This is a genomic window from Klebsiella indica (genome assembly GCF_005860775.1).
GTDB classification, from domain to species: Bacteria; Pseudomonadota; Gammaproteobacteria; order Enterobacterales; family Enterobacteriaceae; genus Klebsiella; species Klebsiella indica.
The window spans coordinates 76016-99151 of sequence record NZ_VCHQ01000005.1 but is presented as its reverse complement, the minus strand read 5'-3'; the positions used below and the strand labels follow the sequence as shown (position 1 = coordinate 99151).

Genomic DNA, 23136 nt, shown 5'->3' with positions numbered 1-23136 from the left:
CATATGCTTTTCTTATGTGTCTAATTAGAATAATGCGCTAGAAAACAACATCACAACAAATGCAAAAACCATGATAATGGGGAGCCTCAGGATGAATATGAAGGGTAAAGCGTTACTGGCAGGATGTATTGCCTTAATCATGAGTAGTGCGGCAATGGCCGAGGACATTAAAGTCGCCGTCGTAGGCGCGATGTCTGGCCCGGTAGCGCAGTATGGTGACCAGGAGTTTACCGGCGCAGAGCAGGCAATTGCGGATATCAACGCCAAAGGGGGTATCAAGGGCAATAAGCTGCAGATGATAAAATATGACGATGCCTGTGACCCGAAACAAGCGGTTGCAGTGGCGAACAAAGTGATTAACGACGGCGTGAAATATGTTATCGGCCACCTGTGCTCCTCCTCCACTCAGCCAGCGTCTGATATCTATGAAGACGAAGGTGTGCTGATGATCACGCCGGCCGCCACCGCGCCAGAATTGACCGATCGCGGTTATAAATTGATCCTGCGTACCACGGGTCTTGACTCCGACCAGGGGCCAACCGCCGCAAAATACATTCTCGACAAAGTGAAACCGCAGCGTATTGCGATCGTGCACGACAAGCAGCAATACGGCGAGGGGCTGGCCCGCGCGGTGCAGGATAACCTGAAGAAAGGCGGCGCTAACGTGGTGTTCTTTGATGGCATCACCGCCGGTGAAAAAGATTTCTCTACTCTGGTTGCGCGTCTGAAGAAAGAGAATATCGATTTCGTTTACTACGGTGGCTATCACCCGGAGATGGGGCAGATCCTGCGCCAGGCGCGCGCCGCCGGGCTGAAAACGCAGTTTATGGGGCCGGAAGGGGTCGCCAACGTTTCGCTGTCTAATATCGCGGGCGCTGCTGCAGAAGGCATGCTGGTGACCAAACCGAAGAACTACGACCAGATACCGGCCAACAAACCGATCGTGGATGCGATCAAAGCGAAGAAACAGGATCCGAGCGGCGCGTTCGTGTGGACCACCTACGCCGCGCTGCAATCTCTGGAAGCGGGTCTGAATCACTCTGATGATCCGGTTGAGATCGCCAAATACCTGAAAGGGACAACGGTGAATACCGTCATGGGGCCGCTCTCCTGGAACGAGAAGGGCGACCTGAAAGGTTTTGAATTCGGCGTGTTTACCTGGCATGCCAACGGTACGGCGACCGACGCCAAATAAATTTAACCTGCATCTTTCGCGCTGCAGGTGCGTTAGTTGCGTGTTTCAACCCCGGTTGCTTACTGATGTAAGCAACCGGGGGATTTCAGCGCTTGCCGCGCGACGGCATTTACCAGCCGCCACCACCACCGCCTCCGGAACCGCCACCAGACGATCCCCTGCCAGAGGAACCAGATCCGCTGTAGCCAGAACCTGATGAACTGCCGCTTCCTGAACTTCGGTCTGGCCTCTCGCTGGCAGCAGAATGACAGCTATGGCAAAAGTGATTCACACTAGCCCAATTTGCGTTCTCAAATACTTCCGACATCGCACCGCTAGTGGCCAGGTATTTGGCAAACGTATTCGCCCACGTTTTCCCTACGTCGAGCGCCAGTGCGACCGGCAATAGTTTTTCAAAGTGTGCAACCATCTGGTTGGGTGGATAAAGCGCCTGAAAGCGTGGTTTCTCAGCCGTTTTGATATACAGCTTCAGCCCTTTGGCTATGGCCAGGTCGTTCAGTCCACTCTGTGTATAGCGCGGGGTTTTCCAGCCAACGAACGCGCACAGTGCAATAGCGGTCAATAATGCGCCAATATAACCGGGTGGAATCTGGGTGACGGGCAACATAGTGAACAAAAAAATGCCACCGCTCAGCGTGGCGAAAGGGCCAAATATGAGCGCCATAAAAATGGGAATAGGTCCCCAACTGCGCCCTGTTTTTATCGGATGGCAAAAAAATTTCAGCAAAAATGACAGCAGCGAAACACCTACAGTCAAAAACAGCAGGCTTGGAATGGTCAGAAACGCTGCTGCCGGATTAAACAAGACGCCGCAAACGATCGGCACAAGCAGCGCTATGTAAATGCAACGCCGAAATGGTTTACCCCATTTTCGGCATAGCTGCGGTTTCTGCTCGTCGCAACGACTTTCCAGCCATTTACGGGCGTTAAGCATCAACTGTTGATGAGGGGTACTGAGGTTGATATTCTGACGTTTAGTGCTGAAAAGTATACTCAGCACCTTTTTGTCGGCGGCATTGAGCTGCCGATTATTTGCGTCGGGTGAGCGGGAAAGCCACTGTTCACCAACCGAGGCTGAAAGCCACACGCTTTCGGCCTTGCTCTTCTTTTTCTTCGTTAATGTCATCGCCCGTTTGGCAACCAGCCCCAGCAGATCGCTGCTGAATGCCACATCGTCATATTTACGCTGCGTGATGAAACGCAAATAGCCTGGCGACATCGCGTCAGGCAGCGAGAATTGTGGCACTACCGGCGGCATTTTTAGCCCTGTGATAGTGACGTTTTTGCGCCACCAGAGCCAGTAGTAGATGATAAGTAGTAACAGGGGGAGCCAGATAGCGCTGGTTGCAAACGTAGGCACCAGTAAATGAACCAGCGGCCAGACAGCTATCGGGGCGGCGGCATTGGTCAGGATGTCGCGCGGCCAGGTATAGACAACGGTTAACCCTTCTCCGGCGGCCAGGGGACGCGATGTCTGGACGCTGCCATCAGGCAAGATTGTCGCATTGTTTGTTTTTACGCCCGATTTACCGGTGTAAACGTCGATAGTACGCAACCTTGCATCTTTACCCTCGGCATCCAGGTTACCGATGGCATCAGGTAGTTCCACGTGAAAACGGACTTTGCTGATTGGCCAGTTCCAGTCGTTTCCTGTGACGTTCCAGTAAAGCTCATCCCACTCTGGAAAACGGCTGAAATGGTTGCTGACCAGGTAGCGGATTTCATAGTTATAAATACCAGGCTTCAGGATCTGTTCGGCGTTGCCTATACGAATGGTCAGCGTTTTTGTCGTATGATCGAGGCTGTATGGTTCTACCACTCCATCACGTAGGACTGATTTTATTGCATAATCCACACTGAAAATTTTGCCATCTTGCCGGTTCCAGGTAAGAGGCAGTGTGCGAAAAATCCCCCGCCGAATCTCGTTACTTAGCGAGAGCACTTTGATGTTTTCCTGCATCTCCATGCTGCCATCCGGATTAAAACGTGCCCGGGAATTGAAAGAGATAATATGTTCATATGCGGGTATCAACCGTGCGTTGCTGGGAAGCTGAGAGGCATCAGTGATGGTAATATTGTCGCTCGCAACTGAGCTAAAACCAATCAGCCACAGGATCAACACACCAAAACCGTGAAGGATCCGGGTGGGCAACCTCGACATGGGATCACTCCATCCTCGGCAATTTGGATTCTTCGAGTGAATCCAGTTCAAAGAAGAGTTCCGCTCTGAAATTAAACAAGCGAGCCAGCAGCAGGCTGGGGAATGATTCCACCAGAATATTATAATCGCGCACTGTACCGTTAAAATAGCGACGGGACATCTGAAGTTGCTCTTCTATTTCGGCCAGGGACTGCTGCAAAGAGAGAAAGTTTTCGTTGGCTTTGAGTTCAGGATACGCTTCTGCCAGGGCGAATATACGGCTCAGCGTCCTGGAGTATTGCTGCTCGCTGTCAGCAACTTGTCGGGGATCCCTCATCATGACGCTGCGCTGGCGAGCGATTTCTTCCAGTAGCTCTTTTTCGTGCTGCGCATAACGTTTTACCAGGCTGAGTAAATTAGGGGCCAGTTCGTGACGTCGCTTGAGCTGAACGGCAATACCGCTCCAGGCCTCGTCTTTAAACCGCCGCAGCGAGATAAAACGGTTATAGGTGATGATGGCCCAAAGAAGCATCACGGCGACAATTGCCGGTCCAATGTACATTTCCATATGGTAATTCCATGATTGTTGTCGATCATTGTCGATCAGATAGTTAAATATGAATGGTATCTGCGCAATTTTACGCGTTGGTGAATCTTACTTCACATGCAATGGTTGGGTAAATTGTGCATCCGTCAGCTGATATCTTGAACTGTCAGGAGAAAACAAACACGCTCTGCTTTACCCGATGAAATCGATTGGACAACGCTTTGACTAGCGCTTTTCCCAACCGCCGGTTTGTGCGCTAAAGCCCAGCGCCTGCATAAACGCCGCCATCACGCTTCTGTTTTCTACGCCGCTATCGGCTATTCGCCAGCAGGTTATTTCCGTGTTATCCCGCAAGGCTTCTTCCACTAAATATTGCCCGACGCCGCGGCGGCGAGTCACTTCACGCACGCACAGCGCGCTCAGTTCGCCTTCGACGCCAGTCAGCGTCACCCGAACGGCGCCCAGCAGGCGATCGTTAAAGCGAGCAGCATAGATACGATGATTATCATCCAGAATTAACGCCGACAGATTTTGTGACGGCCAGATTTTCCCTAAGTCGATGCGATCCTGATCGCTGAAGTGCTGCAAACGAATAATGGTCAGTTTCATGCGCGGAGAGTCCAGTTAAAACAGATGCGTCAGTGTAGCCAAATTCACTATCGGGCGGTGCGTTGTTTTTTTACCAATTCATCAGGGGATTCGTTTTCCTGGATGGGTCAGGGTAGCGCAATGCATTATGGATCGAAAAATAAGCAGAATTTTAACCTGGAATATAGCGTTTTATTCCGCCTTATGTATCGTTATTTTATGCTGTTTGTTGGACTTTTTTTGTTTATCTTCCCGCAAATACAGAATATTATATTTCCTTAATATCCTGAAAAATAGAGATTTTACTCTGTATTCAGGCAAAAAACCGCGCTAAATCATTAAAGATAATGATAAAAGTAGCGTTGTTTAATAAAAGCACAGAATGCTTTTTAACCATAAAAATACAAGATATTTACACCACATCACGAACGGGGTTCTGTAGTATGAAAAGGAGCGCGAAAACGGTTATCGCGGGGGTTGTCGCACTGGCGATGTCCCATGCGGTAATGGCCGGGGATATTAAAGTCGCGGTTGTTGGCGCGATGTCTGGCCCGGTAGCCCAGTGGGGCGATATGGAATTCAACGGCGCACGTCAGGCGATTAAAGATATTAATGCTCAGGGCGGCATTAAAGGCGATAAGCTGGTTGGCGTGGAATATGATGACGCCTGCGATCCGAAACAGGCCGTTGCGGTCGCGAACAAAATCGTCAATGACGGCATTCAATACGTTATTGGTCATCTCTGCTCCTCTTCCACTCAGCCTGCATCTGATATTTATGAAGATGAAGGCATTTTGATGATCTCACCGGGCGCAACCAACCCGGAGCTGACTCAGCGCGGTTATCAGTACATTATGCGTACCGCCGGTCTGGATTCTTCTCAGGGGCCGACCGCCGCAAAATACATCCTGGAAACCGTCAAACCGCAGCGTATTGCTATCATTCATGATAAGCAGCAGTACGGCGAAGGGCTGGCGCGTTCTGTCCAGGAGAACCTGAAAAAAGGCGGCGCGAACATTGTCTTTTTCGACGGTATTACCGCCGGTGAAAAAGATTTCTCTGCGCTGCTGGCGCGTCTGAAGAAAGAAAATATCGACTTCGTTTATTACGGCGGCTACTACCCGGAAATGGGGCAGATGCTGCGTCAGGCGCGCACCGTGGGTCTGAAAACCGTGTTTATGGGTCCGGAAGGCGTGGGTAACTCATCGCTCTCCAATATCGCCGGCAATGCGGCGGAAGGCATGCTGGTGACGATGCCGAAACGCTATGATCAGGATCCTGCCAACAGCGCTATCGTTGCTGCGCTTAAAGCCGACAAGAAAGATCCGAGCGGTCCGTATGTCTGGATCACCTACGCCGCCGTGCAGTCTCTGGCGCAGGCAATGGACAGAACCGGAAGCAAGGAGCCGCTGGATTTAATCAATGATCTGAAAGCGCACGGTGCGAAAACCGTGATTGGGCCGCTGAACTGGGATGAAAAAGGCGATTTGAAGGGATTTGAATTTGGTGTCTTCAAGTGGCACGCGGATGGGTCATCCACTCTCGCGAAATAAGCCATAAAACACGTTATCCCACCGCCCGCGCAACGCGGGCGGGTAGAGAAAGGTTACCTTATGTCCGAGCAGTTTCTTTATTTTCTGCAGCAGATGTTTAACGGCGTCACGCTGGGAAGCACCTATGCGCTGATCGCCATCGGCTATACCATGGTGTACGGCATTATCGGCATGATTAACTTCGCCCACGGCGAGGTATACATGATTGGCAGCTATGTCTCCTTCATGATCATTGCCGCCCTGATGATGATGGGAATTGATGCCAGTTGGCTGCTGGTGGCCGCCGGATTCGTTGGCGCAATTGTGATTGCCAGCGCCTACGGCTGGAGTATCGAACGGGTGGCTTATCGGCCCGTGCGCAACTCCAAGCGTCTGATCGCGCTGATTTCCGCTATCGGGATGTCCATCTTCCTGCAAAACTACGTCAGTCTGACGGAAGGTTCGCGCGATGTCGCGCTGCCAAACCTGTTTAACGGCCAGTGGACGGTGGGCAGCAGCGAAAACTTCTCTGCCACTATCACCACTATGCAACTGGTTATCTGGATCGTCACGTTCATCGCTATGCTGGCGCTGACCCTGTTTATCCGCTATTCCCGTATGGGCCGCGCCTGTCGCGCTTGTGCCGAAGATCTGAAAATGGCCAGCCTGCTCGGTATTAATACTGACCGCGTTATCGCTCTGACGTTTGTGATCGGCGCGGCAATGGCGGCGGTTGCGGGTGTATTGCTGGGTCAGTTCTACGGCGTGATCAACCCGTATATCGGTTTTATGGCCGGGATGAAAGCCTTTACCGCCGCCGTTCTCGGGGGTATCGGCAGTATTCCTGGCGCGATGATTGGCGGCCTGATTCTCGGTATCGCTGAAGCGCTCTCTTCTGCTTATCTCAGCACGGAATACAAAGACGTGGTCTCCTTCGCGCTATTGATCCTGGTTCTGCTGGTGATGCCGACCGGTATCCTGGGTCGCCCGGAGGTGGAAAAAGTATGAAACCGATGCATTTTGTGATGGCGCTGCTGTCAGCAGCGATGTTCTTTGTGCTGGCTGGCGTCTTTATGGGTGTGCAGCTGGAACTGTCCGGCACCAAACTGGTGGTGGATACCGCCGCCGATATCCGCTGGCAGTGGATCTTTATCGGTACCGCCGTGGTCTTCCTCTTCCAGTTGCTGCGTCCGCTGTTGCGGAAAACGATGAAGAACGTCTCCGGGCCGAAGTTTATTCTGCCGGCCATCGATGGCTCGACGCCTAAACAGAAGCTGTTGCTGGCTGCTCTGCTGGTTATTGCCGTGGCGTGGCCGTTTATCGTGTCGCGCGGGACGGTGGATATCGCCACGTTGACGATGATCTACATTATCCTCGGCCTGGGCCTTAACGTGGTGGTGGGGCTGTCCGGTCTGCTGGTACTGGGCTATGGCGGCTTCTATGCCATCGGCGCTTACACCTTCGCGTTGCTGAACCACTATTACGGTCTGGGATTCTGGACCTGTCTGCCGCTGGCGGGGCTGGTCTCGGCCGCAGCGGGTTTTCTGCTCGGCTTCCCGGTGCTGCGCCTGCGCGGCGACTATCTGGCGATTGTGACGCTTGGTTTCGGTGAGATTGTGCGCATCCTGCTGCTCAACAACACCGATTTGACCGGCGGCCCGAACGGCATCAGTCAGATCCCGAAACCGACTCTTTTTGGTCTTGAATTCAGCCGCAGCGCCCGCGAAGGCGGCTGGGATACGTTCAGCCACTTCTTCGGCGTGAAGTACGATCCGTCCGATCGCGTGATTTTCCTCTACCTGGTGGCCCTGCTGCTGGTGGTGTTAAGCCTGTTTGTCATTAACCGCCTGCTGCGTATGCCGCTCGGTCGCGCGTGGGAAGCGCTGCGCGAAGATGAGATCGCCTGTCGTTCGCTGGGCCTTAGCCCGACGCGTATCAAGTTGACCGCGTTTACCATCAGCGCGGCGTTTGCCGGTTTTGCCGGTACTCTGTTCGCCGCCCGTCAGGGCTTCGTCAGCCCGGAATCCTTCACCTTCGCTGAATCCGCTTTTGTGCTGGCGATTGTCGTCCTGGGCGGGATGGGCTCGCAGTTTGCGGTGATCCTCGCGGCGATTTTGCTGGTAGTGTCGCGTGAGCTGATGCGTGATTTTAATGAATACAGCATGCTGATGCTGGGGGCGTTGATGGTACTGATGATGATCTGGCGTCCGCAGGGCCTTCTGCCAATGACGCGTCTGCAGTTGAAGCTGAAAAACGGTCAGGCGAAAGGAGAGCAGGAATGAGTCAGCCATTATTATCTGTAAGCGGCCTGATGATGCGTTTCGGCGGCCTGCTGGCGGTCAATAACGTGTCGCTGGAGCTGCGTGAACGGGAAATTGTTTCGCTTATCGGCCCGAACGGCGCAGGGAAAACCACCGTTTTTAACTGTCTGACCGGCTTCTATAAACCGACCGGCGGCAGCATTATGCTGCGCGACCAGCATCTCGAAGGGCTGCCGGGCCAGCAGATTGCCCGTATGGGCGTGGTGCGGACTTTCCAGCACGTGCGTCTGTTCCGCGAAATGACGGTGATTGAAAACCTGCTGGTGGCGCAACATCAGCAGCTGAAAACCGGGATCTTCTCCGGTCTGCTAAAAATGCCGTCTTTCCGCCGCGCGCAGAGCGAAGCTCTGGACCGCGCCGCCGCCTGGCTTGAGCGTATCGGCCTGCTGGAGCACGCCAACCGCCAGGCCAGTAACCTGGCCTACGGCGACCAGCGGCGTCTGGAGATCGCCCGCTGTATGGTGACGCAGCCGGAAATCCTGATGCTGGATGAGCCTGCTGCGGGGCTAAACCCGAAAGAGACCAAAGAGCTGGACGAACTGATCGCCGAGCTGCGCAGCCATCACAACACCACTATCTTGCTGATTGAGCACGATATGAAGCTGGTGATGGGCATTTCCGACCGTATTTACGTGGTAAACCAGGGCACGCCGCTGGCCAACGGTACGCCGGAAGCGATCCGCAATAACCCGGACGTGATCCGTGCCTATTTAGGTGAAGCATAATGGTGGTGACGCATAAGATGGAAAAAACGATGTTATCTTTTGATAGCGTTAGCGCGCACTATGGAAAAATCCAGGCGCTGCACAACGTCAGCCTGCATATCAATCAGGGGGAGATCGTTACCCTGATTGGCGCCAACGGCGCGGGGAAAACCACGTTGTTGGGCACCCTGTGCGGCGATCCGCGCGCCTCCAGCGGGCGCGTTGTGTTCGATGGTAAAGATATTACTGACTGGCAGACGGCGAAAATCATGCGTGAAGCGGTGGCGATTGTTCCGGAAGGGCGTCGCGTCTTCTCGCGGATGACGGTGGAAGAGAACCTGGCGATGGGGGGATTTTTTGCCGATCGCGACCAGTTCCAGACCCGCATCAAGTGGGTGTATGAGCTGTTTCCGCGTCTGCTTGAGCGTCGGGTTCAGCGTGCGGGCACCATGTCCGGTGGTGAACAGCAGATGCTGGCAATCGGTCGGGCGCTGATGAGCCAGCCGCGCCTCCTGCTGCTGGATGAGCCTTCGCTGGGACTGGCGCCGATTATCATTCAGCAAATTTTCGATACTATCGAACAGCTACGCGAACAGGGGATGACCATCTTCCTCGTCGAACAGAACGCCAACCAGGCGCTGAAGCTTGCCGATCGCGGCTATGTGCTGGAAAACGGTCACGTGGTGCTATCCGATACCGGCGATGCGTTGCTGGCTAACGAAGCAGTACGCAGCGCCTATCTGGGCGGGTAGTTAATTAAAAACGCCGGGCGGCGCTTCGCTTGCCTGGGCCTACAGGCTCACAGGCCGGGCAAGGCATTAGCCGCCGCCCGGCAGAAATGCGAGAACGGCAAGTAACATCGGTTCGTTATCCATTCACGCCCGCCTTCTGGCGGGCGTTTTGCCCGATGCCTACAGTTCCAGAGAGCGTTTCCATAACATAAAATCAAACTGTTCGAGCGCATCCGCTTTGGTTCGCCAGCGTCCGCTGGCGGTGGCGATGATTTTCTCAAACAAGCCGTCGGCGATTTCTGCCAGCGGCGTGCCCTCAATAATAGGCCCGCAGTCATAATCGATAATATCCGGCATCTTTTTCGCGAGAGCCGAGTTGGTGGAGATTTTGAGTACCGGAACGATTGGGTTCCCTGTTGGCGTGCCTAATCCGGTTGAGAAGATAACGACATTGCATCCCGCAGCAACCAGCCCCGTCACCGCATCCACGTCGTTGCCCGGCGTACATACCAGCGAAAGCCCGCGCTCCGCCATCGGTTCTGCATAGTCGCATACCGCGCTAACCGGCGCTCTGCCGCCTTTTTTCGCCGCACCGGCAGATTTGATGGCGTCGGTGATCAAGCCATCGGCAATATTCCCTGGGCTGGGATTATCAGCGATGGTGGTGCCGAAGAAGTTAGCCACGTGTTCATAGTTTTTCATCAGCGACAGAAACTTCTCTTTTAGATCGCGACTGTTGCAGCGTTGAACGAGATCCCCTTCCGCGCCGCACAGTTCCGGGAACTCCGCCAGCCCGGAAGCGCCGCCCAGAGCGACGAGACGGTCCGAGACCTCACCCATTGCCGGATTCGCGCTGATCCCCGAGAAGCCGTCCGAGGCGCCGCATTTCACGCCGATTTTGAGTTCAGAGAGCGGGACCTCCTGCCGTTCAGCGACGGGCGCTTCGCGAATGGCGTTATAGGTCTCGGTCAATGCATCCTGCATCATTTTTTCTTCGCTGCTCCAGTCCTGCTGCCTGAAGTAGATCACCGGCTTGTTGAACTGCGGGTTGCGTTTCGCGAGCGCCGCTTTGAAATCGACAATACGCGCTTTTTCACAGCCCAGCGCAAAGACCGTTACGCCGAGCACATTAGGATGATCGGCATAGGCGGCCAGGACGTCGCACATGGTCATGCTGTCTGAGGAGGCGCCGCCGCAGCCTGAGTTGACGGTAATACAGCGGATGCCGTCAAGATGAGGGAAGGGGAGATGTCGCTTATCGTCGAAGACATCGGCCGAGGCCACCCGGCGCGCGAAATTTTTCAGGCCGTTATTGGCATAGCCCAGGGCGTCGTTCAGCGCATCGGTGACGCGCTGAACGTTGCGGTTTTCACAGAAAACCAGCGGAATGACCAGCCAGTAATTGGCCGTGGCGACCCGGCCATCTTCACGGACGATTCCCCGAAACGTCCGCGTCTGCCATGCGGAGATATCCGGCTGCTGCCAGTCATAGGGCGCGACGTCATCAAGCGAAACCGGGGCCGCGTAGTGTTTGATATTTTCGGTGGTGACGGCTTCGCCGCGGGCGATAGGCCGCGTTGCTTTGCCTACCGGGACACCGTACAGAGAAACAATATCGCCGGGTTCAATATCCTCGGTGGCGAACTTGTGTTTGGCTTTGACATCGCTACGCAGGAGATACTCTTCATTATTCCAGTTAACCCGCTGGTCTTTGCGTAAGTCTTGCAGCGCAACGATCAAGTTGTCAGTAGGGTCAATTTTTAAGATGGTCTGCATTTTAGTTATCCTTTGTTATCAGCACATCAGAACCTTAGTGATGGGGAACCGCGACGTTACTGGCCGCCTTTCTGCCCGCCAGCGCGGCAATCAGCAATGCGCAGCAGACGGTGATAAGGGACAGGGCGATCAGGCCCGCCGAATCATTGCCAAAGAACGCATCGACTTCAACGCGAATGAGCGGTGCCAGAAAGCTACAAAAAGCGCCCATCGTGGTACAAAAACCGATGCTGGCCGCCAGTGCCGACCCTGACACAATTTGCGCCGGAAAGGTCCAGAAAATCGGTTGTACAGAGAGGAAGCCGATTGCCGAGAGGGAGAGGGCGGCAATGGCCAGTACCGGGCCGGACCAGGCGGAAACGAACAGCCCCAGCGCCGCAGCCAGCATACAAATGACTGAAATCACAACCCGGCGGGTTGGCATTTTGTCCGCCAGACGTGGAATATAATAGACCCCTACTGCGGAACAGGCCCAGGGGATGGCGGCAACTAATGACTCCTTAAAGCCGAGCGTGGATCCCATCAGCGAGGCGACTTGCGAAGGCAGGAAGAACATCAGCCCATAAACGCTGATCTGGATGGTGCCGTAGATCAGCGCCAGGTGCCAGACTTTAAGGCTTTTCAGCGCGGTGATAACGCTGCTGGTTTCGGTCTGTTTCTGCTCCAGTTGAAGCTGCTCAATAAGGGCTTTTTTCTCCTCCTGGTTCAGGAAACGAGCCTGGGCCGGGGTATCGTCAAGCCAGAACCAGGCGAAGATGCCCATGATGACCGCCGGGATCCCTTCGATAAAGAACATCCAGAACCAGCCGGGCTTGCCGAGGAATCCGTGCATTTCCAGAAGCGCGCCGGAGATTGGCGAACCTAAGGTCAATGCCAGGGGAACGCCGAGCACGAAGATGCCGACCACAGATGCCCGAACCTTATTGGGAAAGTAGATCGAGGCCAGTAGCAGAATGCCGGGGTAAAAACCCGCTTCGCCCAGGCCCAGTAAAAAGCGCAGGACAATAAACTGAGTTTCCGTCTGGACCAGGCCGGTGAGCGCAGAGAGTACGCCCCACAGAATGGTGGTGATACTTAACCATTTTTGCGCCCCAATCTTATTCAGGATCAGGTTGGCGGGGATGCCAAACAGCGCATAGGCGGCGAAAAATATTCCTGCGCCGAGGGCAAAGGCGGAACTGGAGAGGCCAATATCGACCTGCATCGCCTCTTTGGCGAATCCCACATTGACCCTGTCGATAAAGGCGATGAAGTATAAAATAAACATCAGTGGCACCAGGCGCTTCCACGATTTCGTAATGGCGGAATTCAATACCGGGTTGTCGTAAGCGGCGATCGTTTTCATCATACCTCCGTGCTGGGGTCAGGCATTAATGGCGATACCAGCACGGGAAAGTATCTGCTGGATACTTGCGGTCTGGCAGGTTGATAGGGGGCTAAAAGGTGGCGTGCAGCGGTCGGACTCAATAATTCCGCGCAGTTGTAACGCTTTTTTGAATGTCGGAATGAACGGATCGTTAACCGCATAAATAGCCATTAAATCATCCACTTTTTGCTGATATAGCGAGATCTGGCGCAGATCGTTATCATTAAATGCCTGCATCCAGTCGCGGAAGATCTCAGGGCAAATATTGGATAAACCGCCAATACAGCCATTCCCTCCGGACAAGACATTGTGGGCAAAGTTATTGTCATAACCGGCATAGACTTCGAAATATGGTCGTTCAGATTTTACCTGGCGAATCACCTGCGAGGTATGACTGGTGTCCGCAACGGTGTCTTTCAGGCCGATAATGTTCGGGAATTCTCTGGCAAGCCGGAGACAGATTTCCGGCGAGACGGAATAGCCGGTGCGCTCCGGAAAGTTATAGATGAAGATTTTTGCGGCAGTTCGGCGCGCTATCTGACTGTAAAATGTATAAATTCCTTCATCAGTCAGGCGGAAGTACCAGGGGCTGATGATCATGACCCCATCAAGTCCGCACTCATCAGCGTAGTTTGCCAGTTCCACGCACTCATCAATATCCATGCGACTGGCGCCCGCATAAGCCTGTATTCCTCCGCGGGGAAATTCCGCCGCGATTTGAATAATCTGACGGGATGTTTTCATATCCAGGGAGAAAAACTCACCGGTGCTGCCCATGACGACAAATCCCGACACGCTATTTTTGATGAAATCGTACAGGCGGAAATTGCCTTCAGGATCCAGTCTTCCACGTTCATCAAAAACGGTTATTGCCGGGGTGATGTAACGACTTTGCATATTTTACCTCTTGCGTTGTTCGTATATACAAATGATGTTTGTATTTTCGATCATGAATAAGTAAACACATGGGGGAATGGGAAGTCAAATGGCGCAAAACGCGGCGGGATAAGTAATTAACTTAATGAATTAATAGATAAATAGACGGGCTGACAAGCAGCCACTACGGGGAATTAAATATTGATATTGTGTGGGTAATCACAATTCCGGCGGGATTGTCGACGAATCCATCTTAAATAATTTGAGTTGCATGACAAAGCGGTCAACCGTTTTGCACAGCGCTTGCGCGGGCCTCGTAGAGGTGAGGCCGTAGGCCGGGTAATCCACAGTCAACGCACAGGCAACGTGAAGGATGACGGGGATTGATCAGTAATTTTTGATATCGGGCAGCTTGTTCAGCACGCTTTCGATACGATTTTTCGCCTCTTGCAACGCATGAGTGACCTGCTGCGTTTTTTCATCGGTGGCGCGGAAAAACGGCAGTGAAACGCTGATCGCGGCCAGAATAATACCTTTCTGCTGCAGAGGAACGGCGAAGCAAATGGTATCGTCGTTGATTTCCCGATCGTCCATGGCATAGCCGTTGGCGGCGACCTGGGTTAACTGCTGACGAAGCTGAGTTATATTGCTGACGCTGCGTGCGGTGACGCGAGGAAAACCTTGCGGATAAAGTTCCAGAATCTCGTCGTCGCGGTGCTTATGTAACAGCGCTTTTCCTAATGCGGAGCAGATTGCCGGAAGGCGGGTACCGACCTTCGATACCAGTTGTACGGTCTGGTCGCCCTGGACTTTATCAACATAGAGCACCCAGGCATCATCAAGAATGCCGAGCTGGCAAACCTCATTGCATTCATTGACCACCGCCTGCATTTCGCTGTTGATCATTTTAAGCCAGAACTCTTTTTCCACCGTTGAACTGGCCAGAACCGCGCATGAGATGCCCAGGGTGTAAATACCGTTGCGATCATCGTAACTGATATATTTCCGGTATTGTAATGATTTGAGGATGGGAAATATGGTCCCTTTAGAAATGCCCGTTTTCTGCGACAGTTCAGAGAGCGTCATCCCCTCCGCGTTGGCTAATGTTTCCAGAATGAGTAAGACACGCTCGGTAGGTTTATGAAGCGCCTTCATATTTTTCCTTGTGACGGTTCGCCGGAGAGAACGTTTTAACAACCCCTATTTAACTACAGATCCTCATTTATCTGTAGTCCGCACAGCGTCTCTTTTTCACTTTGCCATTTATCGGCCCTTTTTCACTGTTTCATCACCATTTTGCCAATTAGCCGTAATGCTATTGTAATAAAACAGTTATTTTTCTGTCATTCGAGCGTGTCATGTTACTCCCGCGAACATAAAACGCGTGAAATCGCGCATTTGAAACACAAGAGAGATAACCGATGATATCGTTACGACATACAGCTTTAGGGCTGGCGCTTAGCCTGGCATTTGCCGGTCAAGCGCTGGCGGTAACCACTATTCCTTTCTGGCACTCAATGGAAGGGGAACTGGGGAAAGAAGTTGATTCACTGGCGCAACGTTTCAACGCAGCCAACCCGGACTACAAAATTGTTCCGGTGTACAAAGGCAACTATGAACAGAGCCTGAGCGCAGGCATCGCCGCCTTCCGTACCGGTAACGCGCCGGCTATTTTGCAGGTTTATGAAGTCGGCACTGCGACGATGATGGCGTCCAAAGCGATTAAGCCGGTTTATCAGGTATTCAGCGATGCGGGCATCAAGTTTGATGAGTCGCAGTTCGTGCCGACCGTTTCCGGCTATTACACCGATTCCAAAACCGGCCATCTGCTCTCTCAGCCGTTTAACAGCTCCACGCCGGTGCTGTATTACAACAAAGACGCCTTCAAAAAAGCCGGATTAGATCCGAACCAGCCGCCGAAAACCTGGCAGGATCTTGCGGCGTACAGCGCGAAGCTGAAAGCCGCCGGAATGAAGTGCGGTTACGCCAGCGGCTGGCAGGGCTGGATTCAAATTGAAAACTTCAGCGCCTGGAACGGGCTGCCGGTCGCCACCAAAAACAACGGCTTCGACGGTACCGATGCGGTGCTGGAATTCAACAAGCCAGTGCAGGTGAAGCATATCGCCCTGCTTGAAGCGATGAACAAGAAGGGCGATTTTAGCTACTACGGGCGTAAAGATGAGTCTACCGAGAAGTTCTATAACGGCGACTGCGCGATGACCACTGCCTCTTCCGGTTCGCTGGCCGATATCCGTCAGTACGCTAAGTTCAACTACGGCGTGGGTATGATGCCCTACGACGCCGACGTGAAGGGCGCGCCGCAAAACGCCATTATCGGCGGGGCCAGCCTGTGGGTGATGAAGGGTAAAGATAACGCCACTTATACCGGCGTCGCCAAATTCCTCGATTTCCTGACCAAACCGGAAATTGCCGCCGAATGGCACCAGAAAACCGGTTATCTGCCGATTACCACCGCCGCTTATAACCTGACCCGCGAGCAGGGCTTCTACGATAAGAATCCTGGCGCTGATATCGCGACGCGGCAGATGTTGAACAAGCCGCCGTTACCGTTCACCAAAGGCCTGCGCCTGGGCAATATGCCGCAGATCCGCACCGTCGTGGATGAGGAACTGGAAAGCGTATGGACCGGTAAAAAAACGCCTCAACAGGCGCTGGATTCCGCCGTTGAGCGCGGTAATCAACTGCTGCGCCGTTTTGAGCAGTCGACGAAGTCTTAACAAAATGCCGGGTGGCGCTACGCTTACCGGGCCTACAAGACCGTAGGCCGGGTAAGGCGAAGCCGCCACCCGGCGCTGTTCAGGAACCAAACGCTTATGTCATCATCCCGTCCGGTATTCCGCTCTCGTTGGCTACCATATTTGCTGGTCGCGCCACAGCTGGCGATTACCGTCATCTTCTTTATCTGGCCCGCGGGCGAAGCGCTGTGGTATTCCCTGCAGAATGTCGATCCATTTGGGCTCTCCAGCCAGTTTGTCGGCCTGGCTAACTTTTTCGCGTTGTTCCATGACCCGTACTACCTGGATTCTTTCTGGACCACGATTAAATTCAGCACGCTGGTCACCTTCAGCGGGCTGCTGATCTCGCTGTTTTTCGCCGCGCTGGTGGATTATGTGGTGCGCGGCAGCCGTTTTTATCAGACGCTGATGCTGCTGCCTTATGCCGTGGCGCCTGCGGTCGCCGCCGTGCTGTGGATTTTTCTGTTTAACCCAGGCCGCGGGCTGATTACGCATTTTCTCGCCGAACTAGGCTATGACTGGAACCATGCGCAGAACAGCGGCCAGGCAATGTTCCTCGTGGTCTTCGCCTCGGTATGGAAGCAGATTAGTTACAACTTCCTGTTCTTTTTCGCCGCGCTGCAATCCATCCCGCGCTCGCTGGTGGAAGCCGCCGCGATCGACGGCGCCGGGCCGGTTCGCCGCTTCTTCAGGCTGTCGCTGCCGCTGATTGCGCCGGTGAGCTTTTTCCTGCTGGTGGTTAATCTGGTATACGCCTTCTTTGATACCTTCCCGGTGATTGATGCCGCTACCGGCGGCGGACCGGTGCAGGCAACGACGACGCTGATTTATAAAATCTATCGCGAAGGTTTTGCCGGACTCGATCTTTCCGCTTCCGCCGCCCAGTCGGTGGTGCTGATGTTCCTCGTCATTATTCTGACGGTGGTGCAGTTCCGCTATGTTGAAAGTAAGGTGCGCTACCAATGATTGAGAACCGTCGCGGGCTGACGATTTTCAGCCACACTATGTTGATTTTAGGCATTGCCGTCATTCTGTTCCCGCTGTACGTCGCCTTTGTTGCCGCGACCCTGGATGGTAAAGCGGTCTTTGAAACGCCGATGACGTTGATTCCCGGCGCGCATCTGCTCGACAACATAAAAAACATCTGGCTGAACGGCGTGGCGGCCAACAGTGCGCCGTTCTGGCTGATGTTACTCAACAGCTTCATCATGGCATTGGGTATTACGTCAGGCAAAATCGCGGTATCGATGCTCTCCGCGTTCGCCATCGTCTGGTTCCGCTTTCCACTGCGTAACCTGTTCTTCTGGATGATCTTTATTACCCTGATGCTGCCGGTTGAGGTGCGCATTTTCCCGACCGTGGAAGTGATCGCCAACCTGAAAATGCTCGACAGTTATGCCGGACTCACGCTGCCGCTGATGGCTTCGGCGACCGCCACCTTCCTGTTCCGCCAGTTCTTTATGACGTTGCCGGATGAGCTGATTGAAGCCGCGCGTATCGATGGCGCGTCACCGATGCGTTTCTTCCGCGATATCGTACTGCCGCTGTCGAAAACCAATCTTGCGGCGCTGTTCGTCATCACCTTTATCTACGGCTGGAACCAGTATCTGTGGCCGCTGCTGATTATTCAGGATGTGAACCTCGGTACTGCGGTGGCGGGCATTAAAGGGATGATCGCATTTGGTGAAGGCACCACCCAGTGGAACCTGGTGATGGCGGCGATGCTGCTCACGCTGATTCCCCCGGTGGTCATCGTTTTAGCCATGCAGCGGGCGTTTGTGCGCGGCCTGGTGGACAGTGAGAAGTAGGAAATTTTATGGCTGGTTTAAAATTACAGGCAGTAACCAAAAGCTGGGATGCTAAAACCCAGGTGATCCAACCGTTGACGCTGGACGTCGCGGACGGCGAATTTATTGTGATGGTTGGGCCATCCGGCTGCGGTAAATCGACACTGCTGCGCATGGTGGCCGGGCTTGAGCGGGTCACCAGCGGCGATATCTGGATTGACCGCCAGCGCGTCACCGAAATGGAACCGAAAGATCGCGGCATTGCGATGGTGTTCCAGAACTACGCCCTCTATCCGCATATGAGCGTGGAAGAGAATATGGCCTGGGGGCTGAAAATCCGCGGCATGGGCAAAGGGCTGATTGCCGAGCGCGTCCGGGAAGCGGCGCGGATCCTCGAACTGGACGGTTTGTTAACGCGTCGCCCGCGTGAACTCTCCGGCGGTCAGCGTCAGCGTGTGGCGATGGGACGGGCAATTGTACGCGATCCGGCAGTGTTCCTGTTTGATGAGCCGCTCTCCAACCTTGATGCCAAACTGCGCGTGCAGATGCGCCTTGAACTGCAACAGCTACACCGTCGTCTGAATACCACTTCGCTGTACGTAACCCACGATCAGGTCGAGGCGATGACCCTCGCGCAGCGAGTGATGGTGATGAATAAAGGCATCGCTGAACAGATTGGTACGCCGGTCGACGTGTACGAAAAACCGGCCAGCCGCTTTGTGGCAAGCTTTATCGGCAGCCCGGCAATGAATCTGCTGGAAGGCCGGGTCAGCGACGATGGCAGCCGCTTTGAGCTTGAGGGGGGCGTCTGCTTGCCAATGAATAACGCGCATCGCCGCTACGCCGGGCGTAAGATGACGCTGGGTATCCGCCCGGAACATTTTGCATTAAGCTCTCAGGCGGAAGGTGGCGTACCGTTGGTTATGGATACGCTGGAGATTTTAGGTGCTGATAACCTTGCCCACGGGCGGTGGGGCGAGCAGAAGCTGGTGGTTCGGCTGCCGCACCAGCAGCGTCCTCAGGCTGGCTATACGCTGTGGCTGCATTTGCCGCAGGATCATTTGCACCTCTTTGATAGTGAGACAGGACGACGCGTATGAGTCACTGGCCTTATCCCTCAATTGTTGCCCATCGCGGCGGCGGTAAACTGGCCCCGGAAAATACTCTGGCGGCCATCGATACCGGTGCGCGTTATGGCCATACGATGATTGAGTTTGACGCTAAGTTATCGAAAGACGGGCAGATTTTTTTATTGCACGACGACAACCTCGAACGCACCAGCAACGGCTGGGGCGTGGCGGGCGAGCTGGCGTGGAGCGATCTGCAAAAAGTGGATGCCGGGAGCTGGTACAGCGGTGAATTCCAGGGCGAGCCGCTGCCGTTGCTGAGTGACGTTGCCGCGCGTTGCCGACAGTACGGTATGATGGCGAATATCGAAATTAAACCGACCACCGGCACCGGTCCGCTGACCGGTAAAATGGTGGCGCTGGCGGCCCGTGAGCTCTGGCAGGGAATGACGCCGCCGCTGCTCTCATCGTTTGATATAGATGCACTGGAAGCGGCGCAGGAAGCGACGCCCGAGCTGCCGCGCGGGCTGTTGGTAGATGCGTGGCGTGATGACTGGCGCGAACTGACGGCTCGCCTTGGCTGCGTCTCTCTCCATCTTAATCACAAGCTGTTGGATGAAACGCGCGTAGCGAGCCTGAAGGCGGCGGGTTTATATATTCTCGTCTATACCGTCAATAAACCGCAGCGTGCCGCCGAACTGCTACGCTGGGGCGTGGATAGCATCTGTACCGATGCGATTGACGTTATCGGCCCCCGGTTTTCAGCGTAATCTGTAGCAGACGGCCCTGATGGGGACGTCTGCCGCAGCAACGTTTCCTCGCTATTGTTCGGTATTCACATTGTTATTCTGCTGTATTCGCCGCTGATTGTTATTCAGTTGCGTCTGTAGATGCTGCTGCTGCGTGCGCGTCTGGCTCTGTATATCCTGTTTTAGTTTGTTTTGTTGCTGCATTTGCTGCGTCTGCATCTGGTTTAGCATCCGCTGCTGGCTGGGTATCACGTATCCTGGCTGATTAGGATTGTTATTGTTATTACTATTGAGCGGCTGCGCTAAAGCGCTCAGCGGGATCAGCGCCGCCAGATATAAAATGGCTTTCATGATTATCTCCTCCCTTGTGTGGGATCGTTTTAGTTTACCTTCTTTCCGCTACCACAATGATCTTTTAGGATTTATCGACCACTATTATGCTGGGGTAACAACACATTTCGGGAGTATGGCAATGATAAAAACAACGCTCTGGCGTCAGGTGGTCATCGCTGTTTTACTGGCATGCGGGAGTTTTAGCGTCGCGGCGAATCCCGCTCCACCTCCGGTTTCTTATGGTGTAGAGGAGGATATTTTTCATCCGGTTCGCGCTCATCAGGGGATGGTGGCCTCGGTGGACGCGCTGGCAACAAAGGTCGGCGTGGATATTCTGCGCCAGGGCGGCAACGCGGTGGATGCCGCCGTGGCAGTGGGCTATGCGCTGGCGGTGACGCATCCGCAGGCCGGTAATATCGGTGGCGGCGGTTTTATGATGCTGCGCACTAAAGACGGTCATACGACGGCGATCGACTTCCGTGAGATGGCCCCGGCGCAGGCCACCCGCGATATGTTCCTTGACGATCAGGGTAATCCGGACAGCAAGAAATCGCTGACTTCGCACCTGGCCTCCGGTACGCCGGGCACCGTTGCCGGCTTCTCCCTGGCGCTGGAGAAATACGGCACGATGCCGCTTAACAAGGTGATTCGCCCGGCGATTAAGCTGGCGGAGGAAGGATTTATCGTCAACGATGCGCTGGCTGATGATTTGAAAACCTACGGGAGCGAAGTAATCCCCGACCACGCCAATAGTCGCGCTATTTTCTGGAAAAACGGCGAACCGCTGAAAAAGGGTGACAGGCTTGTGCAAAAACAGCTGGGCAAGAGTCTGGAACTGATTGCCGAGCATGGCCCCGACGCCTTCTATAAAGGTGCTATCGCGCAGCAGATTGCTGATGAGATGAAGAATAACGGCGGGCTGATCACCAAAGCGGATCTGGCGAATTACAAAGCGGTTGAACGCACGCCGATTAGCGGTGAATACCGCGGCTATCAGATCTTTTCCATGCCTCCGCCCTCGTCCGGCGGGATTCATATCGTGCAGATCCTCAATATTCTGGAAAACTTCGATATGCATAAGTTCGGCTTCGGCAGCGCTGATGCCATGCAGGTGATGGCGGAAGCGGAAAAACATGCTTATGCCGACCGTTCGGAATATCTTGGCGATCCGGATTTCGTCAACGTGCCGTGGCAGGCGCTGACCAGCAAAGCGTACGCCAAAGCCATTGCCGAACAGATCGATATCAACAAAGCGAAACCGTCGAGTCAGATTCGCCCCGGCAAGCTGGCGCCCTACGAAAGCAATCAGACCACGCATTTCTCGGTGGTGGATAAGGACGGTAATGCCGTCGCGGTAACGTATACGCTGAATACAATCTTTGGCACTGGTATCGTCGCGGGGAATTCCGGTATTTTGCTGAATAACCAGATGGATGACTTTTCCGCTAAACCCGGCGTGCCGAACGTCTATGGTCTGGTTGGCGGTGACGCCAACGCCGTCGAGCCAAAAAAACGTCCGCTGTCGTCCATGTCGCCGACCATTGTGGTGAAAGACGGCAAGACCTGGCTGGTGACCGGCAGCCCCGGCGGCAGTCGTATCATCACCACTGTGCTGCAGATGATAGTGAATACTATCGACTTCGGTATGAACGTCGCGGAAGCAACCAATGCACCGCGCTTCCATCATCAATGGTTGCCGGATGAACTGCGGGTGGAGAAGGGATTTAGCCCGGATACGCTGAAGCTGCTGGAGGACAAAGGGCAGAAAGTGGCGGTAAAAGCGGCGATGGGCAGCACGCAGAGTATTATGATTGGCCCGGATGGTACGCTGTATGGCGCGTCCGATCCGCGTTCGCCGGATGATTTAACGGCCGGGTACTGATTTATAGGCCGGGCGGCATTGCGTTAGCCCGGCTCACGAGAGCGTAGATCCGGTAAGCGTAGCGCCACCGGGAAATTCCTTAAAGATTACTTCAGCCGCGCCATAAAGTACGCATCCACATACTCGCCGTTACGCAGGGCGAATCGCTTGCCGGTGCCTTCCACAACAAAGCCAAATTTGCGGTAAAGCGCTATAGCGGCGGAATTGTCGGTAAATACGGTTAACTCAATGCGTTCGATACGCAACCAGTTATCGCACAGGTTAACCATTTCGCGCATCAGCGCGCTGCCAACGCCGCGACCGTGCGCCTGGGATGCCACGCTAATGCCGAAGGTCGCTACGTGGCTGCGACGAGGATTTGGCTCCACGCTGAGCACCACATGGCCGACAACTTGTTCGTTGATAGTGGCCACCAGATGACGTCTGCCGGGCCTGGGTTGCAGGCGTTCCTGCCACATTTCCATCGCCGGATGGGGGAGCTGTAGCGTGTCGTGATAGACCTCCGGATGCGCAGTTAACTGACGTAAAGGTTCAGCATCGCGTGGTTCGGCATGGCGTATCACTATGTCACTCATTCTTCTTATCCTTAGTGGGTTGCAAGTCCCTTTCAACATCTCTGACGGTAAAAAAATCGTCAACGACTATTTTTTGTAAAAAAAGAGTAGACAAGTGCGAATGAGAATGATTATTATTGCTTTGCGTTCAGGGAGACCCTTGCGGAAAGCCTGAAAGCACGACATTGCTCACATTGCTTCCAGTATTACTTTAGCCAGCCGGGTGCTGGCT

Annotated in this window: 21 protein-coding genes; 12 read left to right on the top strand and 9 right to left on the bottom strand. The window is 54.1% G+C overall.

The window, feature by feature from the left end; genetic code table 11:
- Positions 1 to 91 precede the first annotated feature (91 nt).
- A complete protein-coding gene (locus FE839_RS03885) occupies positions 92 to 1195 on the top strand; it encodes a branched-chain amino acid ABC transporter substrate-binding protein (RefSeq protein ID WP_138359344.1) in 1104 nt (367 codons plus the stop codon).
- A gap of 109 nt (positions 1196 to 1304) precedes the next feature.
- On the opposite strand, the gene FE839_RS03880 is transcribed toward FE839_RS03885, so the two are convergent.
- The 3 genes from FE839_RS03880 to panM all read right to left on the bottom strand — a co-directional run bounded on the left by FE839_RS03880 (position 1305) and on the right by panM (position 4491).
- Complete coding sequence (locus FE839_RS03880; RefSeq protein WP_138359342.1) at positions 1305 to 3356, bottom strand: DUF2207 domain-containing protein; 2052 nt, start codon at positions 3354 to 3356, stop codon at positions 1305 to 1307.
- 4 nt (positions 3357 to 3360) lie between these two features.
- A complete protein-coding gene (locus tag FE839_RS03875; RefSeq protein WP_138359340.1) occupies positions 3361 to 3903 on the bottom strand; it encodes a LemA family protein in 543 nt (180 codons plus the stop codon).
- Positions 3904 to 4107: 204 nt separating this feature from the next.
- The gene (panM, locus tag FE839_RS03870) at positions 4108 to 4491 is read right to left on the bottom strand and encodes an aspartate 1-decarboxylase autocleavage activator PanM (RefSeq protein ID WP_138359338.1); all 384 of its coding nucleotides are present in this window, start codon (positions 4489 to 4491) and stop codon (positions 4108 to 4110) included.
- Between the two features lie 422 nt (positions 4492 to 4913).
- Between panM and livK the strand changes: the two genes are divergently transcribed.
- Genes livK through livF form a run of 5 tightly spaced genes read left to right on the top strand, consistent with a single transcriptional unit; the run spans position 4914 to position 9779 of the window.
- Complete coding sequence (livK, locus tag FE839_RS03860) at positions 4914 to 6023, top strand: high-affinity branched-chain amino acid ABC transporter substrate-binding protein LivK (RefSeq protein ID WP_138359336.1); 1110 nt, start codon at positions 4914 to 4916, stop codon at positions 6021 to 6023.
- 60 nt (positions 6024 to 6083) lie between these two features.
- Positions 6084 to 7010: a high-affinity branched-chain amino acid ABC transporter permease LivH gene (gene livH / locus FE839_RS03855; RefSeq protein WP_138359334.1), complete on the top strand. Its 927-nt coding sequence runs from the start codon at positions 6084 to 6086 to the stop codon at positions 7008 to 7010.
- On the top strand, positions 7007 to 8284 hold the full coding sequence (locus tag FE839_RS03850) for a high-affinity branched-chain amino acid ABC transporter permease LivM (RefSeq protein WP_138359332.1): 1278 nt from the start codon (positions 7007 to 7009) through the stop codon (positions 8282 to 8284). Before livH ends, FE839_RS03850 begins: the two co-directional genes overlap by 4 nt.
- Positions 8281 to 9048 (top strand): high-affinity branched-chain amino acid ABC transporter ATP-binding protein LivG, encoded by a 768-nt coding sequence (gene livG, locus FE839_RS03845; RefSeq protein ID WP_138359330.1) that lies wholly within the window; start codon positions 8281 to 8283, stop codon positions 9046 to 9048. Before FE839_RS03850 ends, livG begins: the two co-directional genes overlap by 4 nt.
- A gap of 17 nt (positions 9049 to 9065) precedes the next feature.
- The gene (livF, locus tag FE839_RS03840) at positions 9066 to 9779 is read left to right on the top strand and encodes a high-affinity branched-chain amino acid ABC transporter ATP-binding protein LivF (protein ID WP_138359328.1); all 714 of its coding nucleotides are present in this window, start codon (positions 9066 to 9068) and stop codon (positions 9777 to 9779) included.
- Positions 9780 to 9938: 159 nt separating this feature from the next.
- Here livF and FE839_RS03835 read toward each other — a convergent pair whose 3' ends face one another.
- The 4 genes from FE839_RS03835 to FE839_RS03820 form a co-directional block, all read right to left on the bottom strand.
- The gene (locus tag FE839_RS03835; protein WP_138359326.1) at positions 9939 to 11534 is read right to left on the bottom strand and encodes a UxaA family hydrolase; all 1596 of its coding nucleotides are present in this window, start codon (positions 11532 to 11534) and stop codon (positions 9939 to 9941) included.
- 34 nt (positions 11535 to 11568) lie between these two features.
- Positions 11569 to 12879 (bottom strand): MFS transporter, encoded by a 1311-nt coding sequence (locus FE839_RS03830; protein WP_138359678.1) that lies wholly within the window; start codon positions 12877 to 12879, stop codon positions 11569 to 11571.
- A gap of 18 nt (positions 12880 to 12897) precedes the next feature.
- Positions 12898 to 13797, bottom strand: a complete 900-nt coding sequence (locus tag FE839_RS03825; protein ID WP_138359324.1) for a dihydrodipicolinate synthase family protein — start codon at positions 13795 to 13797, stop codon at positions 12898 to 12900.
- Positions 13798 to 14163: 366 nt separating this feature from the next.
- Complete coding sequence (locus tag FE839_RS03820; protein ID WP_138359322.1) at positions 14164 to 14931, bottom strand: IclR family transcriptional regulator; 768 nt, start codon at positions 14929 to 14931, stop codon at positions 14164 to 14166.
- A gap of 266 nt (positions 14932 to 15197) precedes the next feature.
- Here FE839_RS03820 and ugpB point away from each other — a divergent pair, with 266 nt between their 5' ends.
- The 5 genes from ugpB to ugpQ all read left to right on the top strand — a co-directional run bounded on the left by ugpB (position 15198) and on the right by ugpQ (position 20156).
- On the top strand, positions 15198 to 16514 hold the full coding sequence (gene ugpB, locus FE839_RS03815; protein WP_138359320.1) for a sn-glycerol-3-phosphate ABC transporter substrate-binding protein UgpB: 1317 nt from the start codon (positions 15198 to 15200) through the stop codon (positions 16512 to 16514).
- Positions 16515 to 16610: 96 nt separating this feature from the next.
- Complete coding sequence (gene ugpA, locus FE839_RS03810; protein WP_138359318.1) at positions 16611 to 17498, top strand: sn-glycerol-3-phosphate ABC transporter permease UgpA; 888 nt, start codon at positions 16611 to 16613, stop codon at positions 17496 to 17498.
- Entirely contained in the window at positions 17495 to 18340 is an 846-nt protein-coding gene (gene ugpE / locus FE839_RS03805) for a sn-glycerol-3-phosphate ABC transporter permease UgpE (protein WP_138359316.1), read from the top strand. Before ugpA ends, ugpE begins: the two co-directional genes overlap by 4 nt.
- An 8-nt stretch (positions 18341 to 18348) precedes the next feature.
- Entirely contained in the window at positions 18349 to 19419 is a 1071-nt protein-coding gene (locus tag FE839_RS03800) for a sn-glycerol-3-phosphate import ATP-binding protein UgpC (protein WP_138359314.1), read from the top strand.
- Positions 19416 to 20156, top strand: coding sequence for a glycerophosphodiester phosphodiesterase (ugpQ, locus tag FE839_RS03795; protein WP_138359312.1), 741 nt, complete (start codon positions 19416 to 19418; stop codon positions 20154 to 20156). Before FE839_RS03800 ends, ugpQ begins: the two co-directional genes overlap by 4 nt.
- A gap of 51 nt (positions 20157 to 20207) precedes the next feature.
- Here the strand turns inward: ugpQ and FE839_RS03790 are convergent, their stop codons facing one another.
- On the bottom strand, positions 20208 to 20486 hold the full coding sequence (locus FE839_RS03790; protein ID WP_138359310.1) for a DUF2756 domain-containing protein: 279 nt from the start codon (positions 20484 to 20486) through the stop codon (positions 20208 to 20210).
- 121 nt (positions 20487 to 20607) lie between these two features.
- On the opposite strand from FE839_RS03790, the gene ggt reads away from it, so the two are divergent.
- Positions 20608 to 22350 (top strand): gamma-glutamyltransferase, encoded by a 1743-nt coding sequence (ggt, locus tag FE839_RS03785; RefSeq protein WP_138359308.1) that lies wholly within the window; start codon positions 20608 to 20610, stop codon positions 22348 to 22350.
- An 86-nt stretch (positions 22351 to 22436) separates the two neighbouring features.
- Here ggt and yhhY read toward each other — a convergent pair whose 3' ends face one another.
- The gene (gene yhhY, locus FE839_RS03780) at positions 22437 to 22925 is read right to left on the bottom strand and encodes an N-acetyltransferase (RefSeq protein ID WP_138359306.1); all 489 of its coding nucleotides are present in this window, start codon (positions 22923 to 22925) and stop codon (positions 22437 to 22439) included.
- Between the last annotated feature and the right edge of the window lie 211 nt (positions 22926 to 23136).

Bases quoted from the DNA above. Each gene is read 5' to 3' on its own strand.
- FE839_RS03880 (WP_138359342.1), bottom strand. From the start codon at position 3,356: ATGTCGAGGTTGCCCACCCGGATCCTTCACGGTTTTGGTGTGTTGATC.
- livF (WP_138359328.1), top strand. From the start codon at position 9,066: ATGGAAAAAACGATGTTATCTTTTGATAGCGTTAGCGCGCACTATGGA.
- FE839_RS03875 (WP_138359340.1), bottom strand. From the start codon at position 3,903: ATGGAAATGTACATTGGACCGGCAATTGTCGCCGTGATGCTTCTTTGG.
- FE839_RS03800 (WP_138359314.1), top strand. From the start codon at position 18,349: ATGGCTGGTTTAAAATTACAGGCAGTAACCAAAAGCTGGGATGCTAAA.
- panM (WP_138359338.1), bottom strand. From the start codon at position 4,491: ATGAAACTGACCATTATTCGTTTGCAGCACTTCAGCGATCAGGATCGC.
- FE839_RS03830 (WP_138359678.1), bottom strand. From the start codon at position 12,879: ATGAAAACGATCGCCGCTTACGACAACCCGGTATTGAATTCCGCCATT.
- ugpE (WP_138359316.1), top strand. From the start codon at position 17,495: ATGATTGAGAACCGTCGCGGGCTGACGATTTTCAGCCACACTATGTTG.
- yhhY (WP_138359306.1), bottom strand. From the start codon at position 22,925: ATGAGTGACATAGTGATACGCCATGCCGAACCACGCGATGCTGAACCT.
- FE839_RS03790 (WP_138359310.1), bottom strand. From the start codon at position 20,486: ATGAAAGCCATTTTATATCTGGCGGCGCTGATCCCGCTGAGCGCTTTA.
- FE839_RS03825 (WP_138359324.1), bottom strand. From the start codon at position 13,797: ATGCAAAGTCGTTACATCACCCCGGCAATAACCGTTTTTGATGAACGT.
- FE839_RS03835 (WP_138359326.1), bottom strand. From the start codon at position 11,534: ATGCAGACCATCTTAAAAATTGACCCTACTGACAACTTGATCGTTGCG.
- ggt (WP_138359308.1), top strand. From the start codon at position 20,608: ATGATAAAAACAACGCTCTGGCGTCAGGTGGTCATCGCTGTTTTACTG.
- livH (WP_138359334.1), top strand. From the start codon at position 6,084: ATGTCCGAGCAGTTTCTTTATTTTCTGCAGCAGATGTTTAACGGCGTC.
- FE839_RS03850 (WP_138359332.1), top strand. From the start codon at position 7,007: ATGAAACCGATGCATTTTGTGATGGCGCTGCTGTCAGCAGCGATGTTC.
- FE839_RS03820 (WP_138359322.1), bottom strand. From the start codon at position 14,931: ATGAAGGCGCTTCATAAACCTACCGAGCGTGTCTTACTCATTCTGGAA.
- livG (WP_138359330.1), top strand. From the start codon at position 8,281: ATGAGTCAGCCATTATTATCTGTAAGCGGCCTGATGATGCGTTTCGGC.
- livK (WP_138359336.1), top strand. From the start codon at position 4,914: ATGAAAAGGAGCGCGAAAACGGTTATCGCGGGGGTTGTCGCACTGGCG.
- ugpA (WP_138359318.1), top strand. From the start codon at position 16,611: ATGTCATCATCCCGTCCGGTATTCCGCTCTCGTTGGCTACCATATTTG.
- ugpQ (WP_138359312.1), top strand. From the start codon at position 19,416: ATGAGTCACTGGCCTTATCCCTCAATTGTTGCCCATCGCGGCGGCGGT.
- FE839_RS03885 (WP_138359344.1), top strand. From the start codon at position 92: ATGAATATGAAGGGTAAAGCGTTACTGGCAGGATGTATTGCCTTAATC.
- ugpB (WP_138359320.1), top strand. From the start codon at position 15,198: ATGATATCGTTACGACATACAGCTTTAGGGCTGGCGCTTAGCCTGGCA.